The 24,242-nt window shown below is 38.8% G+C and carries 18 protein-coding genes and 1 pseudogene; 15 read left to right on the top strand and 4 right to left on the bottom strand.

What is annotated here, in order from left to right:
* The first annotated feature begins 262 nt into the window (after nt 1–262).
* The 3 genes from ACYVD3_RS19260 (at nt 263) to ACYVD3_RS19250 (ending at nt 2,504) form a co-directional block, all read left to right on the top strand.
* Nucleotides 263–919 (top strand): hypothetical protein, encoded by a 657-nt coding sequence (locus ACYVD3_RS19260; protein WP_460644108.1) that lies wholly within the window; start codon nt 263–265, stop codon nt 917–919.
* A 319-nt stretch (nt 920–1,238) separates the two neighbouring features.
* A complete protein-coding gene (locus ACYVD3_RS19255; RefSeq protein WP_460644107.1) occupies nt 1,239–1,823 on the top strand; it encodes a hypothetical protein in 585 nt (194 codons plus the stop codon).
* Between the two features lie 201 nt (nt 1,824–2,024).
* Entirely contained in the window at nt 2,025–2,504 is a 480-nt protein-coding gene (locus ACYVD3_RS19250; protein WP_460644106.1) for a hypothetical protein, read from the top strand.
* A gap of 272 nt (nt 2,505–2,776) precedes the next feature.
* On the opposite strand, the gene ACYVD3_RS19245 is transcribed toward ACYVD3_RS19250, so the two are convergent.
* The 3 genes from ACYVD3_RS19245 to ACYVD3_RS19235 form a co-directional block, all read right to left on the bottom strand.
* Nucleotides 2,777–4,555 (bottom strand): oleate hydratase, encoded by a 1,779-nt coding sequence (locus ACYVD3_RS19245; protein ID WP_460644105.1) that lies wholly within the window; start codon nt 4,553–4,555, stop codon nt 2,777–2,779.
* Between the two features lie 207 nt (nt 4,556–4,762).
* On the bottom strand, nt 4,763–5,341 hold the full coding sequence (locus tag ACYVD3_RS19240; RefSeq protein WP_460644104.1) for a TetR/AcrR family transcriptional regulator: 579 nt from the start codon (nt 5,339–5,341) through the stop codon (nt 4,763–4,765).
* Between the two features lie 128 nt (nt 5,342–5,469).
* Nucleotides 5,470–7,020, bottom strand: coding sequence for a PucR family transcriptional regulator (locus ACYVD3_RS19235; protein ID WP_460644103.1), 1,551 nt, complete (start codon nt 7,018–7,020; stop codon nt 5,470–5,472).
* 191 nt (nt 7,021–7,211) lie between these two features.
* Between ACYVD3_RS19235 and ACYVD3_RS19230 the strand changes: the two genes are divergently transcribed.
* Together ACYVD3_RS19230 and ACYVD3_RS19225 are read left to right on the top strand one after the other, a co-directional pair.
* Entirely contained in the window at nt 7,212–10,025 is a 2,814-nt protein-coding gene (locus tag ACYVD3_RS19230; RefSeq protein ID WP_460644102.1) for an oxidoreductase, read from the top strand.
* Between the two features lie 55 nt (nt 10,026–10,080).
* Nucleotides 10,081–10,857 carry an SDR family NAD(P)-dependent oxidoreductase gene (locus tag ACYVD3_RS19225; protein ID WP_460644101.1) on the top strand — a complete coding sequence of 259 codons (777 nt, stop codon included), beginning with the start codon at nt 10,081–10,083 and terminating at the stop codon, nt 10,855–10,857.
* Between the two features lie 277 nt (nt 10,858–11,134).
* Here ACYVD3_RS19225 and ACYVD3_RS19220 read toward each other — a convergent pair.
* A pseudogene (locus tag ACYVD3_RS19220) lies at nt 11,135–11,269 on the bottom strand (TetR family transcriptional regulator); the annotation flags it as partial.
* A gap of 476 nt (nt 11,270–11,745) precedes the next feature.
* Between ACYVD3_RS19220 and ACYVD3_RS19215 the strand changes: the two are divergent.
* The 10 genes from ACYVD3_RS19215 to ACYVD3_RS19170 all read left to right on the top strand — a co-directional run bounded on the left by ACYVD3_RS19215 (nt 11,746) and on the right by ACYVD3_RS19170 (nt 24,217).
* The gene (locus ACYVD3_RS19215; protein WP_460644100.1) at nt 11,746–13,110 is read left to right on the top strand and encodes an acyclic terpene utilization AtuA family protein; all 1,365 of its coding nucleotides are present in this window, start codon (nt 11,746–11,748) and stop codon (nt 13,108–13,110) included.
* 19 nt (nt 13,111–13,129) lie between these two features.
* A complete protein-coding gene (locus tag ACYVD3_RS19210; RefSeq protein ID WP_460644099.1) occupies nt 13,130–13,450 on the top strand; it encodes a DUF4387 domain-containing protein in 321 nt (106 codons plus the stop codon).
* Between the two features lie 18 nt (nt 13,451–13,468).
* Nucleotides 13,469–14,389, top strand: a complete 921-nt coding sequence (locus ACYVD3_RS19205) for an ABC transporter permease (protein WP_460644098.1) — start codon at nt 13,469–13,471, stop codon at nt 14,387–14,389.
* A gap of 10 nt (nt 14,390–14,399) precedes the next feature.
* The gene (locus ACYVD3_RS19200) at nt 14,400–15,287 is read left to right on the top strand and encodes a carbohydrate ABC transporter permease (RefSeq protein WP_460644097.1); all 888 of its coding nucleotides are present in this window, start codon (nt 14,400–14,402) and stop codon (nt 15,285–15,287) included.
* 233 nt (nt 15,288–15,520) lie between these two features.
* The gene (locus ACYVD3_RS19195; protein ID WP_460644096.1) at nt 15,521–16,840 is read left to right on the top strand and encodes an extracellular solute-binding protein; all 1,320 of its coding nucleotides are present in this window, start codon (nt 15,521–15,523) and stop codon (nt 16,838–16,840) included.
* A gap of 20 nt (nt 16,841–16,860) precedes the next feature.
* Complete coding sequence (locus ACYVD3_RS19190) at nt 16,861–17,850, top strand: ADP-ribosylglycohydrolase family protein (protein WP_460644095.1); 990 nt, start codon at nt 16,861–16,863, stop codon at nt 17,848–17,850.
* 62 nt (nt 17,851–17,912) lie between these two features.
* Nucleotides 17,913–20,015: an ADP-ribosylglycohydrolase family protein gene (locus tag ACYVD3_RS19185; protein WP_460644094.1), complete on the top strand. Its 2,103-nt coding sequence runs from the start codon at nt 17,913–17,915 to the stop codon at nt 20,013–20,015.
* Nucleotides 19,990–20,796, top strand: a complete 807-nt coding sequence (locus ACYVD3_RS19180; RefSeq protein WP_460644093.1) for a FadR/GntR family transcriptional regulator — start codon at nt 19,990–19,992, stop codon at nt 20,794–20,796. Before ACYVD3_RS19185 ends, ACYVD3_RS19180 begins: the two co-directional genes overlap by 26 nt.
* 256 nt (nt 20,797–21,052) lie before the next feature.
* A complete protein-coding gene (locus ACYVD3_RS19175) occupies nt 21,053–21,358 on the top strand; it encodes an aldehyde dehydrogenase family protein (RefSeq protein WP_460644092.1) in 306 nt (101 codons plus the stop codon).
* A gap of 309 nt (nt 21,359–21,667) precedes the next feature.
* Entirely contained in the window at nt 21,668–24,217 is a 2,550-nt protein-coding gene (locus ACYVD3_RS19170; RefSeq protein ID WP_460644091.1) for a PEP/pyruvate-binding domain-containing protein, read from the top strand.
* Nucleotides 24,218–24,242: the final 25 nt, after the last annotated feature.

The following is a 24,242-nucleotide window of genomic DNA, read 5'->3' as shown; positions in this document are numbered from 1 at the left end:
GTCTGATAATTGGGATTACGGTATATGATGACTGTTCTTCCCTATGTGTCTACATGTTTAGTGTATGCAGGATTTGTGTGGCATGTATATGATAATACCTACATACGAGCACGGGGAGATATACAAGTGTAGCATAAGGGGCTGCCATCATGTTGAAGTTATAGACAGCTAGAATGGGGAGGGGATTGGAAATGCCTCGTTGATAAATCACATTTTTATCTCCCTGACTGGGGAAGTACAACAGCCAAATTGAAACAGATCTATGCAACACCAGAAGCTTTTGAAAAAACGTGGTAAGAAAGAGAGCGTTATGAGGGGCGATTCTTGTGAAAAGAAAAAAAATTTATTATTAACCACATTAGTAATATTATTGCTATCAGGTTGCAAATTATCGTTGGCTAAAACAACGACCGAAAATGAAAATAGCAAAATAATAAGCGATACTATTAAGGATGAAATAAGCGAATATATGAATCAATTCATGAGTGACTATATATCGTCTGCGGGCTTAGATCTTGACATGAGAGACTATTTGTTGTCTGAAGGATTAGATATTGATAAACGGACTTTGGTAGGTGGAAGTACAGAAGGAGGAGAAATTACTAAATATGAAAACGACATAGTTGTTAGATATAAGCTGATTTATTATGGAGAAATGGGGAAAAGGGAAATAAATTACTATTTTATTCATGATTTTATTTACTATTCTTGTTTAGATGAATATTATAGCAGTCCAATTTATATAAAAGAAACTGATGTCTTGTATCGTACATTAGAGGAAGCATTGCTCAAAGATGGAGTATGCTATCAATATCATAAAATAAATAATACATTTGTACAATCTGATGTTTTGGATATTCCCTATTCTTCTTTAGAAGAATTAAATGATTTATTTGATCAATCAGAATTATTAGATTGAAATAAATTTCATGACTACATTGGGAAGTTTTTATTTATTTTAAATTACTGTAAAATACAACATTCATGAAATGTATTAGCTGAAAAGATACTTTATTATCAGATAGACTGAGAATATATGAAAGAGGAGATGAAAATCTCTTGGACTTGAATGGGCAGGAGTCTGGACGAGTTTTGTTGATAAGTTATCTGCAGCATCATTGGAAAACAAAAATTAAAATTAATCAATATAGTCGAACTGCACGGATCTCAGGCTGCTGGAGGATAGAATTATGAGACACGAGATGAGGAGAAAAAGTGCGTAAGTATGGAGGAAAAGCATGGAATACATAGATGAAGCTATAGTGGAATCTCGAAAGAAATTGGAGCGTCAGCAGCATACAACATTAGAAAACGGAATTTATGTAGATGATGAGTTAATTACATTTTTGCGTATCACACTTCCGGATTCTAAAATATCTATGTTGTTACCAGAGCAATTTATAGTAATGCCGGAATCGGTAAAATTGATGAAATATCCGTCTAAAGATGCCCCGGAATGGATATTAACTAGTTTAGATAGTACTGTAAACTGGTGTTTTAGCATTTTAGAAATTGAATCGAAAAATAGCAATGCGAACGAAATATGTAGCCAGTTTCAGATGGCATTGAGAAATGTTAATCCATCAATTAAGGCTAGTGAACAAACGGAAGTGGTCACAAATGAAGGCGATGCAATGAGTTGGTTTGAGTTTGTAGGCTATACTTTAGATGGGCAAAACTATAATCGAATATATATAGTCAAGATGAAAGATACCGTTCTTCATGGGACATTTAATTGTTCTTTGAAAGATAAGATAAAGTGGGAAAATATTGTTGAACTCTGTTTTTTGTCAATAGATGAAATGGGTACGATAAAGGGATAGATTGGAGGAGAAAATGAGATTAAGAATCAGGTGCAAGATTTTACAACCGGGGCATGGCCGGAATGCTATATTCCAGGTGGTTGCACAAATGTTGGCGTTCCTGAAGTTGTAGTTGATCAGATTAAAATTTGTCCAATATTGATGAATATACAAGAATAGCTGATGAATATGGGGTAGAATTAAGATTTAGAGGTGAATAAAATGAGTTTTGAATTAAAACCTGAAATTAAACAGGTCTTGACTAAAATTAATTTTGTTGAGAGATATGAAGCTTTATCAGAAAGCAGTAGGGACATATCTGCAAAGGCGGATATAATTGATATTTCAATTGAACAAGTAACTAAGATAATTAATGATCTTGGTTATGAAACAAAATATGATAAGAAGGAGAGGTTTTTTAAAGTAGGTTTAGTTGAAGATTTACCCAAATATAGAATTTGGTTTAATGTGGTACTACGTTCAGGAGTTGCAGAATTTATATGGGTAGTTTATCATAATGAAGAAGTAAGATTAGGGAGTCCATGGAGTATCTATCCTAAATTGTTGATTTCTCCTGATAAAAGAATTAAACCACCACTTTATTCAACAAGCTTGGACTTAGAAAAGCTTCTAAGAACGGCTTTAGAGATGTATGAGGATTTTAAACAGGGAGTCGTAGACGAATACAAAATTTCAGACTGATTTTAAATAAAGCCCAAGGTTAATGGGCTTTGTTTAATGATGGAGATCTTGTACTTCAAAAATATACCCTTTTCTGTGTTAGCAAAAAGATTTTCAGAACCTCTTGGAAACGACTTGATAACCATTCCAAGAAGAGTTTATATAGGACGGTGACCGAGTCAGTTTGAGTGAACGTTAAAATACTTTTGATATTCACTCAATTAAAAGCTGATCAGGGGATGCGGACAAAAAGTTAGTCCAGCTTTTTGTCCGCATCCCCTCCCTAAGACCTTTTACCCTATTAAATGATATTCCTTTAGCAGCTTCTCAATTTCTGTATTCTGTACTTTCTTAATCACCTCAACAAGACCCTTTTTCTGGTCAGGTTCTAAATCAAGACCCATTAAGGTTTTTCCATCTTGTAACTGTACAGTAGCATTTAGAAGACTACGGATGTCGTATGTACTTCCCCAAACCTCAGGCACACCACGATCAATATTCAATAACGTATAAACGGACTCCATTCCTGTTCTTACAGAATATTCTGTAGTAAAGATTGTATCCCGTTTGGTCTCAGCAAACTGTCCAAGGAAAGCGAAATTAACACTGCCTTCAGGTATAACACTAGGACGGTCACCTAAACGGCGAGGCATGAAAAATGCAGTAATGTAAGGCATCATGCAAGGAACCGTATTTGCGCTATGCTCTGCCAGGTCTTCGATTTTATCTGTAGGTACGCCCATATGATACAGCCATTCCATACAGATTTCCTTACCTGTGCACTCTCGCATGGATTTGTTCACGAAGTTACCTGGTTTATCGCTGAATAGTCCATAAATCCAACCAACTAGCTGATTCTTTGGCTGATTGCTAAAATGCGGCTGGCGATTGAATGTCCAGCTAAGAAGCCAGTTAGAGTCTTTCGCTGTTACAATTCCTCCTGTTACTACTTTGCCGTTGAATGGATCACGTTTACAAATATTTTGAATATAGGGCGGGATACGATCATCTAAAGTGGTAACAGTAGCGGACATCCAGTTGCTCTGCTCAGGGTTGCTGCAGAATTTATTTGGATTTCCAAATGATGCATCCTGTTCTGCGATTTTGCGCCACATATCCCAGCCTCCACCAGCATTGATATCACAATGGAATTCTGCCGGATGATTTTGGCTGCCCAATGATGAATTTTCAACGCAGCCTCCATTTGTAATGAAAACAAGGTCGTTCTCTGTCAGGTTGATGGTATCCTTCGTATCACCGTGGGTACACAAGATACTCTTTGCCAGTTTCTTATCCTTTTGGATATCAAACTCCACATTTACTACTTTTGTTCCATAGTGGAATTGAACGTTATGACTCTCAAGATATTTTACCATCGGAAGAATTAATGACTCATATTGATTGTACTTGGTAAATTTAAGTGCTTTGAAATCGGGCATGCCCCCGATGAGGTGAATAAAGCGGTGAAGGTAGCGTTTCATTTCCAAAGCGCTGTGCCAATTTTCAAAGGCAAACATGGTACGCCAGTATAACCAGAAATTAGAATTCAGCACTTCATCGCTAAATATTTCGTCGATGCGTTTATCATACAGGTCTTCATCCTGCATAAAAAACAGTTTCATAATCTGCATGGATCCCTTATCGGGCAGCTCAAATTTTCCGTCTGTATGGGCATCTTCTCCCTGATTGATCGTCGCGCGCATAAGAGAATAGTTAGGATCACGTTTGTTGAGCCAATAGTATTCGTCTAATACACTGACACCCTCTGTTTCTATGGATGGAATGGAACGCATCAAATCCCACATACACTCAAAATTACTTTCCATCTCCCGTCCGCCCCGTATTACATATCCAAGTTCATTGTATTTGTAACCATCACAGGCACCGCCTGGGAGATCGTCTTTCTCCAAAATATGGATTCGTTCTCCCTGCATTTGTCCATCACGGACAAGAAAACAAGCTGCTGATAAAGCTGCAAGACCGGAACCGATCAAGTAAGCGGATTTATTATCCACACCTTCCGGCTTCAAAGGATGCGCAAAAGCTTCATAATTACCACTGCTGTAATACATATGATTAAACCTCCTTTATGATAGTGAGCTCAGGGAATTCAAATTTATTTTGCCGTAATGACATACCCATAAAGCTTCTGTATTTATTCTAGCAACAATAGATTTTCATTGATACAGACAAATAATCAAGAGTGTTCGAATATCGAACACTCTTGATTATTTGATGAATTTTCATATATTTTATAAACTTACCTTACAGAAGCAAGTTTACCAATTATCATTTAACTCAACACTTTTTCGTAAAGAACGTTCTATATTTCCGCTAAATAGTTGCCCGCTTCTGCGAATAATATTTTCTTGTTCCACGCTCATCCCGGAAGAAATCCAATTAATTAACATTTCTGTGAGGGCATATTGATAAAATAGTATGATAATATTTATATCACTATGGGAAGCATGAATATCAAGGCTATTCATTATCTTTTCCACATAACGTCTTATGGCATTACCTGAGACATCAAATAAGTATTTTTCCAACTTCTCTTTCTGTATGGAATTATAGATATGGTAAACAGCCTTTTTGTTCTTTACGGCAAAATTCAATGCTTGAAGCAAGCTCTCTTCCCAAGAATTAGTATCGTTATAATCGTTGATTACTTTTTGGAATTCTGTTTGGAATATTTCAGAGATAATGTCATAAAGATCCGCATAATAGTAATAAAACGTATTCCGGTTGATTTCACAAGCAGTAACAACATCAGTCACTGTTATTTTATGTAATGGACGTTCACTTAACATCCGAACGAACACTTCACGAATCATTTTCTTAGTTAATAATTGTGCCATGTAGAGTCCTCCTTTTTCCTCATAAGTTTCTCCATATGGACATACTTATTTTTGGCATCATTTGTTCATTCTTTTCCTTTATTATATCTGATTCACTATGAAAATTCAATTAAGGATGAAATAAGTTGTCAAGGCATTCTATTATGCTGAAAGGATTTAGTCAGGCTATCATTTAACTCATTATACCGGTCTATGAGAAAAGAAAGCCGAAGCAGGAAAAGCGTATTAATGTCTGAAAGGTCAACCCGGCATATTTCAGTGATACGATTTAAACGGTAGACAAGAGAATTTCGGTGGATATATAGACTTTCTGAAGTTAATTTAATATTGCATCCCTTATCTATGAACATACATAAGGTCTTATACAACTGCGAACTGTTTTCATGGTCATACTGACTGAGAGCTGCCAGAGCAGGATGGCAGAACCGTTCTAAATGATCGGGATTTTTTACTTCCGAAAACAAATCAAAAATCTGATAATTTTGATAGTGAGACACCAATTCTTCCGGGTTTGATTTATGGCCCAACTCTAATGCAGCATGGGCTTGTTCATAGTGGCTTACAAAGTTTTCAATGCAGGAAAAAGAATGACTGATTCCAATTCGTATGTGTTCCTTTTTAGAAAAGCATTTCAATAGTTCCAGCAGCTCTGAATCCATTTCAATATCTTCCTTTAAGGGAATAACCGCAACAATACCGTTTTTATGATAAGTAACATGGGTACCGGGAATCTGTGTTTTCAGATTCCTGCATATAAAATTTTTTAAGTAGGGTTGTCCAGGATATCTTATAGGACGAATGAATAGAACCATCATTTTGGCAGGAAATTGAAGTTCTGCCAGTCTTGGCATGATATCCCTGGAAGGCGCTCCAATCAGCATATTATATAATAGTTCATGATAAAGGCTGTTTTTTTTAAATAAGTCCGGTGTATAGTACGCAATGGTGTAGCTGATCACATGGCTTATTGTGCTTAGCATTTCAAAATGGGAAGGAAGAAAATTGTTCTCTCCTTCAATCATCAATAAAAATCCAATCTGAGTTTGATTATGAAAAACTTTACTGCTTAACTTACGGTAAGGGGATTTGGTGCAGGTGACTTCTATTGCGGCTGTAGTCTGGGAAGCGTTACGTATGGATTTCAATTCTTTTACTTCACTGATAAATTCATAGCAGCAGTATCCCTGCTTTGTATTCTCTATCCAAAGAGGATCGAGGACAGGGACAGATGTAGAAGCGGCAATGATTTTAAAGTTCATATCACAAAATAGCAAAGAATTTCCAAGCCTTACGGAGGCAGCATCAATAACGGCTTCAATGTTATGGGTTTTATCTGCGAGAGCAGTAAGTTCTTCAAAAATTCCTTTGCGAGTCGTTTCAATCAAAGTTTTCACATCGTTGAATATGGGAAATAAAGAGTCTTCTGTCACCAAAGCAATATTACCCACAGTGGAAAGGGGAGACGCTGCAGGATCCGTGCGTGCAATTATGCATTGAGGTGGAACAGATGCTGTATTTTTTAATTGTTTATCATAACCAAAGTAAAGAGTATTCCTAATCGTATTATCATGCTTGTTATCCATCAAAGCAACATCATGTATTTCTAAATCCTCTCCTTGTGATAGGATGTCAATGGAATATTCTTCTGAGATTTTTTCTATCAGCTTTGTAAATTTCATAGTTTCCCCCATTTCAGAAATGATTTGTTTAAAATATAATTTTACTATAGTGCATCATGAACAAATTGTCAAATTTTTATCATTCATGGTACACGTTGTTAAATTGCTGATTTTAACGTATTCTTATGGCATTATGAAGGTTATCGCTTAATGCAGATAATTTTTTGCAGGAACATAATAGGAGGGGAAAAATGTATAACAAATTATTTGAAGCGGGAAGAATTGGAAAGGTACCTATTAAGAATCGTTTGGTTATGTCTCCAATGGGGTGTGGACTTGCCAATCTTGATGGAACACCGTCTGAAGATATGATTGCTTTTTATGAAGCAAGAGCGGTTGGCGGTGCAGGAATCATCATACCAGAGATTACCCGTATCAATGATATCCATGGGGCGGGGCTTATGAGACAGCTATCCGTCACAAAAGACAGGCATATCGGACCACTGGCCGAACTTGCAAAAGCAGTACATAAGCATGGCAGCAAAATATTTATACAACTGCATCATCCTGGACGTGAAACGGTGTCTGCACTTCTTGGCGGACAGCCGGTAGTTGCACCCTCCCCTATTCCATGTAAATTAGTAAAACAGGAGACACGTGCACTTACCATAGATGAAATAAAACAATTGATTTTACAGTTTATTGAAGGTGCAGTCAGAGTTCAAAAAGCAGGTTGTGACGGCGTGGAATTACACGCAGCACATGGATATCTGTTGCATCAGTTTCTGTCTCCTTATACAAATAAAAGAGAAGACGAATACGGCGGAAGTTTTGAAAACCGCCTGAGAATGATCATTGAAATTATCCATGGAATCCGGAAGGAATGTGGTCCGGATTTCCCAATAGGTGTCCGGTTAAGTGTAGAAGAATTTTTAGATAAGACAGGTGTAACAGAAGAGTATATCCATATTCAGGATGGTGTAAAAATTGCCATGGCTTTAGAACAGGCAGGTATTGACTTTATTGATATCAGTTGTGGATTATATGAAACAGGCATGACCTGCATAGAACCAATTTCTTTCCCCCAGGGCTGGAGACATGACATGCTTTTAGCAGTAAAAAGTCATGTAAAAATTCCTGTAATCGGTGTATCGGTATTTAGGGAACCTGCAGTAGCGGAAAAATTCCTGGAAGAAGGGGTAGTAGATTTTATTTCCATGGGACGTTCCTGGAATGCCGATGAAGAGTGGGGGAAAAAAGTACTGGAAGGAAGAGAAAATGAGTTACGCAAATGTATCTCCTGCCTGCGCTGCTTTGAAAGTCTGAATGAATATAACGCTGCCGGTTTACCGCCGGAATGTGCACTAAACCCCAGATATGCAAGAGAACGGAAATATGGGAACCTTGTTCACGATGCCAAAGGACATACTGCAATTGTTGTGGGCGGCGGACCGGCTGGAATGTGTGCAGCACAAACCCTCGCCCTTCGCGGAGTCAAGGTGACTTTACTTGACCGTCAAAGGGAACTTGGAGGAACTGTTAATCTGGCCAAGAAACCGCCGTTAAAGGAACGTATGCAGTGGATTGCTGATTACTATAACGGTGAATTAATGCGGCTTGGAGTAGAAGTAAAGCTAAATACGGAAGCAACCGCAGATATGATTATGGAATATAAACCGGATGCAGTCATTCTTGCCACAGGCTCTGCATCCATTATTCCCGGAAAGATTCCCGGAATAATGGGGAACAACGTATTTACGGTGGAATGGGTGCTGTCAGGTAAATCAGAATTAAAAGGGAAAAAAGTAGCTGTGATCGGTGCAGGGCTTACAGGACTTGAGACGGCAGAATATCTTTGTGAAGAGGGAAATCAGGTTACCATTATTGATATGCTTGACAAGCCTGCCCCAAATGCAAATCATACCAATGTAGCTGACGTCTGTGGACGTTTGGGTAAATACGGTGCAGATTATTTACTGGGACATTCCTTAAAAGAGATAAAAGCTGACAGTATTGTACTGGAGAGGCTGGAAGACCACGCAGAAGTAAATGTATCTGCAGATGCTGTCGTACTTTCTCTTGGATTTAGTCCGGATCAATCTCTGGTTTCTGAATTAGAAGCAAAGGGTGCACAAGTGAAGGTAATAGGAAGTGCCATAAAAGATGGAACTATCGCACCTGCAGTACGAACAGGCTATGAAGCAGGAAGTGAATTGTTTACAGAGAAACAAAAAGTTCCAAGCTTTCGGGTTTCCAAAGATGAATTACCAAACTTCGGTAAGGTATCTCTTATGGATAATCAGGAGGGACTCTACATAAGCTATCTTACTGACCCATCAGCAATTGCACGGATACTGCCGCCGCCATTGAAACCATTTTCTATGCCAATAGTTACCTTATCCATCTGTCATGTGAATAATCCGACATTTGCAGATGATTACTATGAAGCAATTTTAGGAGTCTATGCAACCTATGGCAAATCACTTGGCTTATATACCATGGGTCTGGTACTTGGCGGACCCGGAGCCGAGATGGCAGTACAATGCGGCCGTGATAATGGAAGTATTCCAAAGAAACTGGGGGGAGAATTTGTCATCAGAAGAAATGGTGATACGGTAACAGCAGGAGTAACGAGAAGAGGAACACAGCTTGTAGAAGTAACCATGAAATTAGGTGAATATAATAATCCTATGACGGCTGCCCTCTATCAATTCCCGGCAGCAGGTAAGCAGACATTTGGAGGCGGTTTCTATTTCCATTTTGACCGTATACCCGATGAAAACGGAGTATCTCATTTCCGAAGCGGAGCATTGCTTATGAATCAATGCGAATATAATTATCAATCATGGGAGCCGGGAATTGTATCGCTTAATTTAAAATCAAGTATTGATGACCCATGGGCAGAGCTGCCGGTTAACACCATAATAGGCGGTGCTTATTCAAAAAACAGTTTGTTAGTACATAAACTTAATTTAGTAGAAAAATTAGAAGCCAATGATGTAATTCCATATTTGTTAACCGGACGTTATGACCGTACGGCATTTATGGAAACAGGCCGTATTTAATTCAATAGTTGGGAATATTATTTGTAGTCTCTTAAAAAAGAAAGGATGTATTGAAATGGAGAATTTTTTTGATTTAACTGGAAAAGTAGCTATAGTAACAGGAGCAAGTTCAGGGCTTGGAGCAGATGCGGCACTTGCCTATGCAAAAGCCGGAGCTGATGTTGCATTACTGGCAAGGCGTATCGAAAAGCTAAATGAGGTAAAAGCAGAAATTGAGAAAACAGGCAGAAAGGTAGTTGCGGTTAGCTGTGATATCACTAATGAGGAAAGTGTAAAGACAGCAATGCAGACCGTGCTTGATACCTTCGGCCACATTGATATTTTGTTAAATAATGCAGGAATTGCTGTTCGTGGCGGTGTAGACAGCATGTCCGTGGAGGATTGGGATAAATCCTTTGATACGAATGTGAAGGGAATCTTTTTAGCAAGCAAATATGTACTTCCGCAGATGAAGGAAAGAGGCTATGGTAAAATTATTAATATCGCATCCGTAAATGCAGTAGTTGCAGATAAATTTGATGCTTTTATCAGACATTCCTATAATTCCTCTAAAGCGGCAGTGGTTGGCTTGACAAGAGGTATGGCAGCTTCCTATGCCCAATATGGTATTACAGTGAATGCCATTGGACCGGCTCTTTTTGAAAGTGAAATGACGAGTGAAACCTTATTTAAGTCAGAAAAATTTCTGAACCAGTATAATACATTGAATCCAGCAGGACGCCCTGGAAGAAAAGGGGAATTAAATGGTACGGTTCTCTATCTTTCCAGCGACAGTTCCAGTTATGTTCAGGGTCAGTTCATCATCGTAGATGGCGGCGGAGCCCTTGTATAAAATTAAGTATTTTAATTGGAAGGAGTACAAAAGAAAAACAGCAATTTCCAGAGTTGCGGTATAAGATAAGTTACTTTGCAACGGTCTCATCTTAAAAACACGTTCAATGTTTGGGTTACAGTACAAAATTGGACGTGTTTTTTATTTGGCATATTATAAAGAAAAGCTATAATACAATTCTGAAAAATAGAAATTCCATATTTGTTAAAAGAGTGAGGCAGCGGGATAATAGAGCCTGTCTTTTGGAAGACCTGTCCATTCTTCTTTTAGCCATATTGAAATGATAATAAAAGGTCATTCGATTGATTCCGCAATCATTTGCAATGTCTGATATGGTAATCTTGTTAAGTGGTTTCTGTAATAAAAGATTTTTGAGCGAGGTTTCCAAAGCTCGCTTTGTTATCTGCGACATTCAAAAGGCCTCCTTAGGGTGATATGGCTTTCATGAGATTTGTAAAAGCGAAGAAAATATATGATTAGGTTCAGTGATGGTGTTATTCTGATTTAAGGCTTAATTATATCATATATTCCATGAACGTGGAAGTTATGCTTTTCAACTGTCAGGGTAACCCCATAGGAAAAAACGCATATTTATAAAAGCCATAGAATGATTTCAAGAATTATTGTATATTGGAGAAATTATAAATAAAGACAAGATCATAGAGATGGGGATAAATGCTTCGTATGTTTTATTTGTGAGTCTTCATATTATCATGGGATTTAATATCATTATATAAATTTCGGGATTCTTATATTTTAAAGTTAAAACATGTTGAATGATTGAAAATATTATTGACTTGATCGGTAATTGTGCTATAATTTAATTGTTAAACAATTAGATGAATAAACCTATAAGTTCTTAATAGTGCATTGAATTCTGGAGGTCATATGAAGAAAGAAATAAAAATACTAGCGCCCTGTGGAATACTGGGTTACGGATATCCCAAGTCCTCTTTTCTAAAAGGAATGTCTTATAAACCGGATGCGATTGTTGTTGATGCGGGAAGTACCGATGCAGGACCTCATAAATTAGGTGCCGGAGTGGCAATTGTAAGTGAAAAAGCCTGTAAAAAAGACTTGGAAATCATGATTACGGAAGGTGCAAAAGCTAAGATTCCGGTAATAATCGGGTCAGCCGGAGGAAGCGGGGGAAGAGTTCATGTTGAATGGACCTGGAATATTATAAAAGAAATTCTCAAGGAACAGGCATTGCAATCACAAAAAGTAGCAATCATATGGGCGGATATTCCTAAGGAAGTGGTAAAAGAAAAATTACATCATGGCAAAGTTCAGCCCTTGGGTCTTTCTGTAAAAGAATTGACGGAAGAACGGTTGGAATTAACCAATGGCATTGTGGCCCAGATGGGGCATGAACCGATTGTAACAGCATTGGAATCCAAAGCTGATATAATAATCTGCGGAAGAGCTTATGATCCATCTCCCTTTGCGGCAGTAGCCGTGTATCACGGATTTCCTCTGAGCTATGGATATCATGCCGGTAAGATTCTTGAGTGTGCAGCCCTTTGTGCCGTACCGGGAACTACGAAAGATTGCATGCTTGGAACAATAACAGAGGAAGGATTTATGATCACACCCTTATCCGATGAAAGAATTTGTACTCCTCTTTCCGTGGCAGCACATACATTTTATGAAAAAGATCATCCCTATATCCTTCACGGTCCTGGAATAACCTTAAATTTAAAAGATTGTGAATTTAAACAGGTTGATGAAAAGAGCGTATTTGTAACCGGAAGCAGAATTGAAAAATCAAATCCTTACTGCATTAAATTAGAGGGAGCCATGAAAGTTGCCTACAGAACCTTTGTGGTAGCGGGTGTAAGAGATTCTCTTATGATATCCCAGTTAGAGGAAATCGAGAGACTTGCAGAAGAGCAGGTTAGAACTTATTATTCGGATATACCGGAGGAAGATTATACGATTCACTTTATTAATTATGGAATAAATGGTGTAATGGGAGAGTTGGAACCTTCAAAGGAATTACCCCATGAAGTCGGAATTGTGTTTGAGGTAATTGCAAAGTCCCAGGAACTTGCTGATGCAGTATGCGGTTCCCTCCGATCCAGTTTACTTCACTATGGTTACATCGGAAGAAAATCAACTGCCGGAAATCTGGCTTTCCCATTTGCGCCAAGTGATATTCCATTTGGTGCAGTATATGAATTTTCTGTTTACCATTTAATGGAGGTAGAAGATAGTTGTCAGATGTTCCCCATTGAATACCCTGATATGTAATGGAAAGGAGAAGACAAAAATGGCAGAATGCAGCTTGTATGATTGTGCGAAAGTAATACGTTCAAAGAACAGCGGACCTTTTGAAATTACCCTGGATGTGCTTTTTGATGATCCGGTAATATATCAAAAAATAAAAAACAGTGATATTATTAATAAAACCATTATTTCCAATCTATACCAGTTGACGGAGGATAAAATTACACAAATTGTATTTTATGACAAGGCATTGGGGTTTAAAATAACTTTTGCGAGAAAAATATCATCAGGAACTTGTTATGATACCGATGTTTATGGGGCACAGCAGCATGCACCTTTAGGTGAATTAATAGTCAGCATTTAGAAAAGGAGTGTACAGGTGATGGCAAAACGAAACGTTGGGGGGGCACAATCAAAGTTAAAACGCATCTGGCGGGATAGGGTTTTATATCTTACCTTACTGCCCACTTTCATATATTTCTTTGTATTCCATGTGATTCCGATCATTGGTATGAAATTGGCCTTTTATGATTACCGGATTAAAGGTGACAATGTATTTGTGGGATTTACATATTTTAAAAAATTATTTTCGACTCCGGTATTTTTACAGATACTGGAAAACACTTTGATCATCAGTGCAATGAAGATATTCCTGTTTTTTCCGCTGCCTATTATTTTTGCAATTATGTTAAATGAATTCAAGGCAGGTCCTTTTCGAAAGGGGATACAGGTGATTTCTTATCTTCCCCATTTCCTTTCCTGGGTTGTGATTGCGGGAATATGGTTTGAATTTTTATCCCCTTCTACCGGGATTTTAAACAGCGTTTTGACCAATTTGGGTTTTGAAAAAGTGAATTTGTTAACAAGTAAAAGTTCAATAAGATGGGTTCTGCTGGCATCAGAATCCTGGAGATCTATTGGGTGGGATTCCATTGTATATCTAACGGCAATTATGGGGATAGACCCAACCCTTTATGAAGCTGCAAAAATAGATGGGGCTAACCGCTTTCAGCTTATTGGAAGTATTGTTCTGCCGGCTTTGGCTGTAACAATGGTTACCGTTTTAATTCTGAATATCGGTTTCTTTATGAATGCAGGTCTGGACCAGGTGCTGAACTTTACCAATGCTGCGGTCAATTCTAAGATTGATATCATAGACACCTATGTTTACCGGATTGGTCTGCAAAATTCCCAATATTCCTTAGCAACAGCAGCGAATTTATTTAAAGGTGTAATAGGTACACTCTTAATTGTTTCTACCCATATGTTTTCCAAAAAGCTGACTGGTAAGGGTGCATGGTAGGAGGATAAGTATGAAAAGAAGAAAGAAAATATCAATTGGCAAACTTCTATGCGGCTTTCTTATGGTGCTTTTAGCTTTATGTATGTTAGTTCCATTATTGAATATCCTGGCAAGATCTCTTTCACAACCGGATTTAGTTCATGGCCTGAAAGGATATGATATACTGCCCAAAGGATTTTCTACGGTGAATTATCAGGTTATTTTAGGACAGCCTATTGTAATCAGAAGTATACTGAACTCATTATTTATTACGGCTGCCGGTGTGTTTTTAAATATTATATTGACTTCCAGTGCTGCTTATGTATTAACAAGGCCGGGACTGGTTGGCAAAAAGGTCTTTATGTATTTCTTTATTATTATGATGATATTTGAACCGGGTATTGTACAGGAATATTTTTTGATGAAAAATATTCATTTATTGGATAACCTGTTTTCCATGGTTATTTACAGAAGTGTAAATGTCTATTACCTGATCATATTAATGAGATTTATGGAAGAGGTTCCGGCTTCCATTCAAGATGCTGCAAGAATAGATGGAGCCGGACATTATAACATTTTATTTAAGATCATGATTCCTTTATGCAAAATCCCGTTAATTACGGTAGGAATGTTTTATGCAGTGTTCCGCTGGAATGAATTTTTCAAATCCAGTATCTTTTTAACCAGCAAAAATCACACTGTTTTACAGGTGCTTTTAAGACAATTTGTTGTTAATTCAGATTCACAGGTAATTGTGGGTGTATCCAATATTTTAGCTAATAATAATATTGCACAACTGGATAACGCTTCCTTAAAAGCTGCAACCATTGTAGTGGCTGTTGTTCCAATTTTATTACTATATCCAATTATTCTTAAATATTATACCAGTGGTGTTTTGTCAGGGGGTGTGAAAGAGTAGATTAAAGATGGTTTGGTGAGAAGGCACAGCAAAGAATTATATTAATTTTATGGAGGGAATGTAAAATGAAAAAAACAATTTCATATTTATTCGTTATGGGAATGGCAGTACTGTCCCTGGCAGGCTGCGGGAAAAAGATTGATTCCGGTACCAATGTACAAAGCACTCAGGATAGTAATCAGGAAAGTACCAATGATTCATCATCTGTAACAATTAAGGCAGTAATAAAGGATATGTCAGCAGATGATGAGGTTTCCGTAAAATTCCTGGAGGCAGTAAGCAGCGGTGTATCAAAAGAGCTTGGCCGGGAAGTACATATTGAACTGGCGCCGATTTCTGAAGGAACCTATTCAGAAAGTATGAGCCTGTTGCTTCAAAGCGGTGAAATTCCGGATCTGATGTATTTCCAGGGCGGTGATTATCAATTTGCCATTACACAAGGAATTTTGGAAGACTTGACCCAATATGTCAATGATTCAACGAATATTAAAGCATTAATGCAGCCATATAATAAGGAAAGATTAGGGAACTATCCATATCTTTTATGGTTGTCACCGGATAGGATAAAGGTTCCGGTTGTGAGGCAAGACTGGTTTGATGCAGCAAAATCAGGTAAAACACTTTTGGATAATCCGACTACAGATAATTATAAAGCATTCTTTAAGGAATTAAAAGAGAACAACAATCTAAAAGCGGCATTTACCGTTCCCGGAGATATTGCCGAGCTGGATACCGTATTTAATCTGGCTTTCGGGGGTGAGGCAACCTGGATAAAACAAGGTGATAAATATGTTTACAGCAAAGTTACTGATGCAGAAAAAGAAAAATTATCATTTTATGCAGAGCTTTATAAAGAGGGCTTACTGGATAATGAATGGCTAACAAAAAAATGGGATACAAAAGAAAGTGCTTTTTATAACGGTGAAGTTGGAGTTGTAAGCGGAACCCAGGGCAGTGTGGTTAATGTTTACAATAATAAGATGGTTACACAAAATGGTGAAAATGCAAAATTAGTTATTCTTCCGCCGGCAAAAGGCGCAGCACAAGGATATACTCCAGGTGATGTCAGTAAGGAATCCCGCGGCTGGGCAATCAGCAAATATTCTGAAAATAAGGAAGCTGCTTTTGCAGTCTTAGAGTATATGGCCGGTCAGGAGGGTCAGCTTCTTGATAAGTTGGGCTATGAAGGTGAAGAATACAATATAGAGAATAATGAAATTGTATTAACAGCTAAAATATCGGAATGGTGGCCTCGTTTCCATGAATCAATTGCAAATTTCGATGCGCCTATATCAAGTAAGACTCCATATTTTAGCGAAGCAGCCCTTAAATCTTTAGACATGGTCAACACTTATTCTTCTTTTGACAATGCATTTGTTATACCGGATGAATATGCCACAAACTGGGATGCAAGTCAGGCGCTTTACATAGAATTTGCAGCGGATGTAATAAGCGGCAACCGTTCCATTGATGAATTCGATCAATTTGTTGCAGATTGGAATGCATTAGGCGGAGCGGAAATTACAGAATACGCGAACACAATACTGAAATAACCAAGGGAAGAAAGGAACGTATGATGTTAACAAGAGAATACCTGATACAAAATAAAGAAGTTGCACTGGATAAAGCAATCGGTTCACTGTGTGGGTTAGCCATCGGTGACTCCTTCGGTGATGCTGCAAGAGGCCCGGAAAACCAAAGAGATTATGGAATAACTACGGATTTTAACAAGAGTTCTTCCTGGAGTACAGACGATACGGAATTTGCCCTTATGACGGCTGAAATTATGATTGAAGCCGGTGGTGATTTTACTTCAGAAGATGTAGTGACTATGTGGTTAAGACATGTGGCAACAGAAGATGAACTGAAACGCGGCGGTGTCAGCGAAGTAGAAGCATGCAATAATCTGCGGAGAGGCATGCGTCCGCCGGAATCAGGAAGATTCAACGCTTACTATTTAAGCGATGGAGCTGCCATGAGAAGCGGCCCAATTGGTATTCTATGCGCAGGTGACCCTGAAAGAGCAGCCAGACTGGCGGAAATTGATGCCAGCGTAAGCCATTATATGGATGGTGTCTGGGGAGCCCAGGCTGTTGCCGTTGCAGTATCCTTAGCAATGGTTGATGCGACCATGGACGAAATATTAGATGCTGTTTTAAAAACAGCACCAAAAGGGTCCTGGTTTAAGGAAACATTATTACGTGCCTTTCAGATCGTAGATGATGCAAAAGGTGATATTGCAGATGCCTGGATGCCATTGCATTATGAATTATTCTCTACCCACCGTTCTACGGTGGCAGAGGCATTACCGGAAGTATTTGGATGCTTGAAGTTAGAACATAGCAGTTTCAAGTCAGGTTTGATTCTCGCCGGCAATTTTGGACGGGATGCAGATACCATTGGAGCGGTAGCCGGAGCTGTTCTTGGAGCAAAATACGGTGCAAAAGGTATACCGGAGAAGTGGTTACAAAAAACCAGATATCCATCAGGAACCTGTTTAAGCTTTACAAAAGGAATTGATATCTTTGACCGTGCAGCTAATTTAGCAGCCTTAATTAAATAATATACTATGGCCTGTCTGTCTGATTGATAGACAGGTCATAGTGATCAAAGGAGAATGAGGATATGATACCTGATAAATATTTGGAAAAAGTATATTCCGGATTTTTGGGAATGAATATTGGTATTCGCTTAGGGGCTCCTGTAGAGCCAACCATATGGACTTATGAACGCATTTTAAATACATACGGTGAAATTACGGATTATGTAAAAGACTATAAAAATTTTGCCGCAGATGACGATGTGAATGGGCCGGTTTATTTTCTCCGGGCTTTATATGATGATGCAAAAAACGGTGATTTAAAACCCCAGGATGTTGCCAGGGCATGGCTGAATTATGCCCGTGAGGGGGTTGGCATGTTCTGGTGGGGCGGTTATGGCATCAGTACGGAGCATACTGCTTACTTAAATTTAAAGCATGGTATTTCTGCACCCCAATCCGGGTCCATGAACCAAAATGGTCAATTACTTGCAGAACAGATCGGAGGTCAGATATTTATTGATACCTGGGGACTGGTAAATCCCTGCCAGCCGGCTAAAGCAGCCGAATTCGGGCAGAGTGCTGCCAGTGTATCCCATGACGGAGAAGGAATTTATGGTGCCCGTTTCTTCTGTGCATGCATTGCCCATGCCTTCCAATGCCAGGATATCCATGAAATTATTCGAGTAGGGCTGTTACAAATTCCTGACAATAGCTTATACGCAAAAGTTATAAACGCAGTACTTGATTTTCACAAAGAAAATGATAATTGGCGGGATTGTTATAACATGCTGGTACGTGATTGGGGGTATGATAAATACGGCGGTGTCTGCCATATTATACCTAACGCAGGTGTATGTGCATTATCCATGGTATATGGGAATGGAGATTTTGCAAAGACAGTTGAAATTGCCACCATGTGCGGCTGGGATACAGACTGTAATGCAGGCAATGTGGGAACCGTGGTGGGGGTTATGTGCGGGACCCAAGGACTGCCGGAACGCTATCGGAAACCAGTGAATGATGGTATTATTCTATCCGGGATTTCCGGTTATTTGAACATTCTGGATGTACCTACTTATGCGAAAGAGGTTGCTCTGCTGGGTTACAGACTGGCTGAGGAAGAAGCCCCGGCTTCCCTTCTTAACAGTATAAAAGAAGGAGAAGTGCATTTTGATTTTGAACTGCCGGGATCCACCCATAATATGCGGTTATCAAATTCATTTTACTGTACTGCAAGCCATTCCACCGATATAGCATATGAAGGAAACGGCTCCCTAAAGATATTAGTCGATCGGATGACACGGGGAAATCAATGTAAACTGTACTATAAACCTTTTTACCGCCGGGATGAATTTTCTGATGAGCGTTATATGCCGGTATTTACACCTACGGCATATCCGGGCCAGACAGTATCCATGAAGCTTTATCTGGATCAATGGAACGGCTGGGAGACACTTGGGATAGCGCCTTATGTCCGTTCCATGAGCGATAAGAAAGAGCATTTACAGGGATATATTAAATTAGTGCAGGGGGAATGGATTGATGTGACCTTTGCGATACCGGAGGTGGACGGGGATTTAATTGATGAAGTAGGTATTGTAATAGAAGGTTATTCCATTGCAAAAGCTAAAACCTTAGGATTTTTATACTTAGATGAATTTTCTATTACAGGTAAAAGCAAGTATACTGTTAAAATCCCAAAGCAGGGAAAGGAATTTGGCACAATTACCCCATTTTCTGTCAATCATGGAGCCTGGGAGAAAGACGGAAATGCGCTGTCTCTAATGAGGTGCGAACCATCCTTTGCTTATGCAGGTAATTATTTTTCAAAGGATGTTAGGATGACAGTGCCGGTTACTCCCATCAATGGGGAAAACCACCTGTTACAAATCCGTGCTCAAGGTGTAATGCGTGGATATTTTGCCGGATTCTCAGAAGAGGGCAAAGCAGCAATTTATAAAAATAATTTTGGTTTTAAGAAAATAATAGAAACTGATTTTGCCTGGAAGCATGGGACCGCTTATAAACTCACTCTGGAAGCAGTCGGTGATTGGATTGCCTTGTCCATAGATGATGAGAAATTATTGGAAATGAAGGATGACAGCTTCCGGTACGGCATGTTTGGCTGTGGTTCCATTGGCATGGGAAGAACTTTATTCGGTGATTTTGAAATTATGGAGATTTAGGATATACTACCAGAAGTCAATGCAATTCGTTGACTTATCTATTAATTCAGGTATAATTAAAATGTCAGACCTTTTAAATGTAAAGTTAGAGATGAAGCGAGGGATCAATATGGGTTTTGCTCCAATTGAGAATGAAAGATTATCAGATAAAGTTGTACGGGTTATAATGGAACAGATAAAAGACGGAACTTTAAAGCCTGGAGATAAATTACCAAATGAACTTGATTTGGCTGATGAATTCTGCGTAAGCAGAGGAATTCTAAGAGAAGCCCTAACGATATTGCAAGCAAGAAATTATATCTGCAGAAAGCCGAAAGAAGGTACATTTGTTAATCCGAATATTTTAGAAATTATGAGTATTTCTGTGGGAATTACACTAAAAGAAGGTACTTATAGCGATTTAATTGAAATGCGAATTTGCTTAGAACAAAGAACCGTGGAGAAAATCATTGAAACTGCATCGGATGAAGAAATTGCAGAATTATATGATTTGATTTCAGAAACAGACAAGAAAAAAGGAGCGCGTTCCATCGATCACTATTTTCACTACCGTCTTGCAGAGCTTTCCCATAATGCGATATTTATGAATTTTATTGATTCCTATTATGATATCATTGATGAGGTTGCTACCCATACAACTAAGAATGCAAACCGCAGACAGGAAATATATAAAGAACATTGTGAAATTATTCAAGCCCTTAAGGAAAGAGATAAAGAAAAGGCAAAAGCATCTGTGGTAAGCCATCTTAAAAATGTATTACAAAATATTAAAAACGGTTGAGAGTAAAATTCTGTTGCAAAAAGTTAACGGGAGCATCCCGAAGATTGTGTAACCTCCAAGCTGATGTAAGGTAGACTTACTCAGCCTGGAGGTATTTTTATGGCGGAAAAAAGATACACCACAGATGTTCCGGCATGCCGTTTCTTCTTTCTTGCCAGCTTATTTCGTTAAAAAGTAAACTAAGATTGACTTTATACTGGCAATAAATGTATACTTCCCCTAACTATTAATTAAAGAAAGGGGCAATGGGTATGAAGTGTTTGCACCGGTATGTTCTGTTATACCAGTTAAAGATGAGGAGGAAGCCATCCGAATCGCAAATGATACGGAATACGGCCTGAGCAGCAGCATCTTTACAAAGGACCTTTACAAGGGGATGGAGCTGGCCCGTCGCTTGGAATCCGGTATGATCCATGTGAACGATCAATCAATTACCCATGAGCCTCACGTAATGTTCGGAGGAGAGAAAAACTCTGGCGTAGGACGTTTTAACGGGCATTGGGTAGTAGACAAATTCACAACTGAGCAGTGGATCAGCGTACAGCGTACAGATCGGTATTAAGCAGCCCGGCCGCGTATCTTAAGGATACGCGGCTGAGGTGTTTGTAAAGAGCATAAGGCAGCCTTGGAAAAGGCGGGGAAGCAGGCAATTGGAGGAAGGCTCCTCACGGTAAGCTGGTTAAGAGTGATGTTTCCATTAATAAGAACTATCTGACAGAAAGAGAATTCCCAGAAAGTGGATTTGAAAAACACCCCATTATTCAGGAAAGCTTTTTAAGTCTGATTTTGATAAATTAGTTAACAGCTTTAACAATTGACCTTTGCCGAAAGGTCAAATTGACTGTGGAGTCGGAAGGGGGTAGGGTGTGCTATGAATTTACACGACAAAGTAAGCACTGGGTTAAAAGGTTTTGATCAGGTAATTGATAACCTTCGGCTTGGAGATAATGTGGTTTGGCAGGCGGATTCGGTTTCGGATTATAAGAAAATGGTTGACCTTTTTGTTGTAAAGGCTAAGATGGATCATATGAGGCTGGTTTACATCCGCTTTGCCAGCCATGAACAGATACTGGATGACAGCCAGGATATTAAGGTTTATTCTATCGATGCCAGTAAAGGGTTTGAAAGTTTTACTACAGAAATATACAACCTGATTAAAAAAGAGGGCAAAAGGGTCTTGTATGTCTTTGATTGTCTGACTGATCTGTTAAAATACTGGCATTCGGATTTGATGATTGGTAATTTTTTTAAGGCCACCTGTCCATATCTGTATGAGTTGGATACGGTAGCATATTTTGCTATCATACGAAACTTTCATACCTATAGCACAATTGCAGGTATCCGTGAAACGACTCAGCTTTTACTTGATATATATCAGGTAAATAATAAAACATATATTCATCCGCTTAAGGTATGGCAGCGTTATTCGCCTACCATGTTTTTCCCCCATTTGATTCAAGGCCAGGAGGCTGTCTGCATTACGGCCAGTTCTGACGCCTCTGAACTGTTTACCAACATTCAACGGGGTGAAAATCGGCTTGATTATTGGAATGTTATTTTTAACAGAGCAAAAAAAGTGCTGAACTTTTCACTTAAGCAGCAGGAAGCAGCAAAGAAGCGATTAATGTATATGCTGATAGGCAGTGATTCCAGAATGTTTGAGTTGTGTGACCGATATTTGACTTTAAAAGATATTCTGATGATTGCATCCAGAGAAATCGGCACCGGCTTTATTGGAGGAAAGAGTGTTGGTATGCTTTTGGCCAGAAAAATTCTGGAGATTGAAGGAAAAGACCGTTTTACACCATTATTGGAACCCCACGATTCCTTCTATATTGGGGCGGATGTTTTTTACACCTATATTGTACAAAACGGTTGGTGGAGACTTCGTGCAAAGCAAAAGACGAGGGAGGGATATTATAAGTATGCACCTGAACTCAAAGATAAGCTTTTACACGGAGAGTTTCCTAAGGACATTCAAGAACAGTTTGTTCAAATACTGGAATATTTCGGTCAGTCTCCGATTATTATACGTTCCAGCTCCTTGCTTGAAGATAATTTTGGGAATGCATTTGCAGGGAAATATGAAAGTATTTTCTGTGTGAATCAAGGGACTCCTGAGGATCGGTATGAAGCTTTTGAACAGGCCATTCGTACTGTTTACGCAAGTACAATGAATGAAGAGGCACTTGATTACAGACTGAACAGGGGACTCTTTGAACTGGACGAACAAATGGCAATATTGGTCCAGCGCGTTTCAGGCGATCAGTATGGAGAATACTTTTTTCCACACATTGCCGGTGTGGGAAATTCCTCTAATCTTTATGTTTGGGATGAGAGTATTGATATGAATTCGGGGATGCTTCGTCTGGTATTCGGACTTGGTACAAGGGCAGTTAACCGGACGGATGGTGATTATGCGAAAGTGGTATGTTTGGATAATCCTTTGCGAATTCCCCCAATGGATTATGAAGATCAGAATAAATTCTCCCAGCATCGGTTAGATATTCTTTCCTTTTCGGATAATACTTTAGTAAGCAGAGACTTGGATGAAATCCTATTGCTGGATTTAAAAACAGATAAGAAGTTGTTTATGAGTCCTGACTATATAACAGAGGCTCGTATACGTGAGCTGGGATATACGGACAGGAAGACTCCTTATATTTTGGATTTCAAAAAATTGTTCACTGATACGGAAATTACCTCTGTAATGAGAGAAATGCTGGCATTATTGTCCAAAGCATATGATTATCCTGTTGATATTGAATTTACAGCTAATTTAAACAAAGACAATCTTTTCAAAATCAATCTCCTGCAATGTCGCCCACTGCAAACCAAAGGCTTAGGTAATACAGTGAAAATTCCGGAATTGACGGATAGTAAGGATTGCTTTTTCTCTGGAAAAGGAAACTTTATGGGGGGAAGTGTACGGCTGTGGATTGATTTTGTTGTATTTATTCAGGGGAATACATACCTGGAGCTGAACGAGCAGGGGAAATATGCCGTAGCAAGACAGATTGGCTTGATAAACAAAGAAATGAAAGGGAAAAATGTCATGTTGGCAGGTCCGGGCAGATGGGGAAGTACAACACCGTCGTTAGGGATACCAGTGCATTATACTGAATTGAGCAACATAACGGTCATTTGTGAGTATTCATCGAAAAAGGCAGGATTTATGCCGGAGCTATCCTATGGAAGTCATTTTTTTCAAGATATAGTTGAGGCAGGGATTTTTTATGTGGCCATTTTTGATGGGCATAAAGATGTTATATTTAACCCTGACCGCATTCTTACAGAGGAGAATATGCTGACCTCTTTCTTCCCCAAAAGCAAAGCGCTTTCAGATGTAATCCATATTAGTAAAACCAGTGGCATGGAGATATATTCTGATATTGTAACACAAAGGCTGCTATGCAGATAAGGTCACAGATTTCAATACAGGTTTT

This window comes from Lacrimispora brassicae (genome assembly GCF_054772055.1).
This window is presented reverse-complemented; position numbering and strand designations above follow the sequence as displayed.